Consider the following 2755-nt stretch of genomic DNA (forward strand, 5'->3'; position numbering starts at 1 on the left):
GCGGGTCTGCTCTAGCGCGGGAGCGGCCGCCAGCGCGCCGGCGCGCCTCTAGCGCGCGGGAAAGGCCGCCATCACGGCACCCACCAATACCGCGTGATATGGAAGAACACCGGCGCGGCAAACACCACCGAGTCGAGCCGGTCCAGCATGCCGCCGTGGCCCTGGATCATATGGCCCCAGTCCTTGATGCCGCGGTCGCGCTTGATCGCCGACATCACCAGCCCGCCGAGAAATCCCATCAGCGCGATGACCAGCGCGATCGCGCCAGCCTGCCATGGCGCAAACGGCGTGATCCACCACAGCGCGGCACCGAGCGCCGTCGCGCTGGCCACGCCGCCGACGAAGCCCTCCACCGTCTTGGACGGCGACAGCAGCGGCGCGATCTTGCGCTTGCCGCACAGCTTGCCCCAGACGTACTGCAGCACGTCGCTGCCCTGCACCACGATCACCAGGAAGGCGATCAGCAGCAGATTGCGGCCTTCAAAACCGGGGATCGGCAGCGTCAGCAGCGCCGGCACATGCGAGATGCAGAACACGCAGATCATCACCGCCCATTGCACGCCCGCGCAGCGTTCGAGAAAACGCGTGGTCTCGGCCGACAGCGCGGCCAGGATCGGCAGCAGCAGGAAAGCGTAGACCGGAATCAGGATCGAGAACATGCCGTACCAGTCCACATAGACCAGCACGTACTGCAGCGGCAGGAACAGGAAGAAGGCCGCCACGATCGCACGATGGTCGCCGCGCCGGGTGGTCGTGATGGTGACGAACTCGCGCAACGCGAAGAACGACAGCAGGTAGAACAGCACGATCACCGCGGTGCGGCCGAGCGCGAAGGCCACGCCCATCACGCCGATCATCCACCACCATGCCCAGACGCGCTGCGCGAGGTTGTCGATCACCGGGTGGGAGCCACCGCCGGCGAGGCGCCAGCGCAGCAGCAGCGTCACGGTCGAGGCGAGCAGCAGCACGGCAAACAGGCCGCCGAACAGCAGCCAGGTCTCGTGGTTCCAATGCAGGGTGGGCATGGCGGGTCAGTCCAGGGTCAATCCAGCGTCAATCCAGTACGGGAGCGAGCGCGAGCAGGCCGTGGCGGCATCGGGCGAGGAAGCGTTCCTTGTCGTCGTCCGGCGCCAGTAACACCGGCTGGCCGAACGTGACCGTGCACAGCAGCGGCACCGGCACGAATTCGCCCTTGGGCATCACGCGGTTCAGGTTGTCGATCCAGACCGGCACGAACTCCACCGACGGGCAGGCGCGCGCCAGATGGAAGATCCCGCTCTTGAACGGCAGCAGCCGCGCGTCGGTAGTGTTGCGCGTGCCCTCGGGAAACAGGATCAGCGAATCGCCGCCTTCGAGCGCGCCGCGCATCAGCGCGACCGGATCGCTGCCCGGATCGCTGCGGGTGCGGTCGATCAGCAGTGCGCGAAAGACATCGCGCCCGATGAAGCGCCGCAGCGGCGAGCGGTCCCAGTAGTCGGCGCCGGCCACCGGACGCGTGCGCGGCCGCAGCTCCGGCGGCAGGCAGCCCCAGATCAGCACGAAATCGCCGTGGCTGCTGTGGTTGGCGAAGTAGACGCGCTGCACCGCCGCCGGCACGCAGCCCTGCCAGTTGGCCCGCATGCCGGTCAGCAGGCGGGCGAAGACGATGATGGCGCGCGCGGTCACGCGGGCAATCCACATGGTGTTATCCCAGGATCGAAGTGAGAAAGGTCAGTACAAGCTGGATCGCGGCCAGCGCGCCGCAGATTCGCACCAGGCGCAGCGCACCGCGGGCGCGGTCGGCCATCGTCCGGCCCTGCCGGCTCGGCGGAATCCAGCCCAGCTGCAACAGCGCGGTGTCCAGGCCCGCCAGATCGGCAGCCCCGTGGCGATTTGCGTTCGTTGCCAGCGCCTCGAACAGACGGCGGTCGATGGCGACGCGCAGCAGCAGCCAGAACTGGGCCAGCGCCAGCAGCAACGGCACGGCCGTCAGCCAGCGCGGCAGCGTGGCGGCCGTCAGCAGCCAGACGGTGGCGAGACCGAAGGCCAGGCCGGTCCCTGCCATCCAGATGGCGCCCGACAATGCGCCGGCGACGGCATGGGCGGTCCAGGCATCGGTGTTGCGGGCAGAGTCTTCCCGCATCGCATCAGGATGCATGGGAGCGCTCCGGTATGCGGCCCTGCGCGACCCATCGCCGCAACGCGTCGGCATGGGCGTCGCCGAGCACGACCGCGGGACGGTGCGTGCGCAAATGCGCCAGCGCGGCTTCGACGGCCGCCGCGGCATCGGCCCCGCCTTGACGCCTCGCGAGCCACGCGGCGACCACCATCGCGCTGCGCGAATAGCCGAGCGCGCAGCTGACCAGCACGCGCCTTCCGGCCGCCTGCCAGGCGTCGAGCTGGGCCACCGCCTGATCGAGCTGCGCCGCGGTGGGCACCGTCAGATCCAGCATCGGCACGCAACGATAGGCGAGCGAATCGCCGCGAACCGCGCGCGGCAGTTCGGCGCTCAGGTCGAGCACGGCATCGGCACCGGATGCGCGAAGATCGGCTTGCGTGGGAAAGCGTCCGACCCAGACACCGTCCGCGATGGCGCTCGCCTGCGGCGCCCGCCGCGTCCACCAGCGCGAATTGAGGAAAGCGCCCAGCAGATAGGGCGCCAGCACCCAGCGCGCGGCCATCGCCATGGTGCCGCCGCTGTCCTTCTGGAACCAGGCGGGCGCCGCCAGCGCATAGATCCGCGCGACGCAGGCCAGCGCCAACGCGCCCCACAGCA

Annotated in this window: 4 protein-coding genes; all 4 read right to left on the bottom strand. The window is 69.5% G+C overall.

What is annotated here, in order from left to right:
• Window positions 1–71: 71 nt before the first annotated feature.
• The gene (locus AC6EI8_RS25835) at window positions 72–1025 is read right to left on the bottom strand and encodes a phosphatidate cytidylyltransferase (protein ID WP_150083897.1); all 954 of its coding nucleotides are present in this window, start codon (window positions 1023–1025) and stop codon (window positions 72–74) included.
• 28 nt (window positions 1026–1053) lie between these two features.
• Window positions 1054–1680, bottom strand: coding sequence for a lysophospholipid acyltransferase family protein (locus AC6EI8_RS25840; protein ID WP_498383303.1), 627 nt, complete (start codon window positions 1678–1680; stop codon window positions 1054–1056).
• Between the two features lie 4 nt (window positions 1681–1684).
• Window positions 1685–2137 carry a hypothetical protein gene (locus AC6EI8_RS25845; protein ID WP_498383304.1) on the bottom strand — a complete coding sequence of 151 codons (453 nt, stop codon included), beginning with the start codon at window positions 2135–2137 and terminating at the stop codon, window positions 1685–1687.
• Window positions 2127–2755: dual specificity protein phosphatase family protein (locus tag AC6EI8_RS25850; protein ID WP_498383305.1), on the bottom strand; the 629-nt coding region annotated here is incomplete at its 5' end. The genes AC6EI8_RS25845 and AC6EI8_RS25850, both read right to left, overlap by 11 nt.

It is taken from the genome of Cupriavidus sp. R6-3, assembly GCF_059772245.1.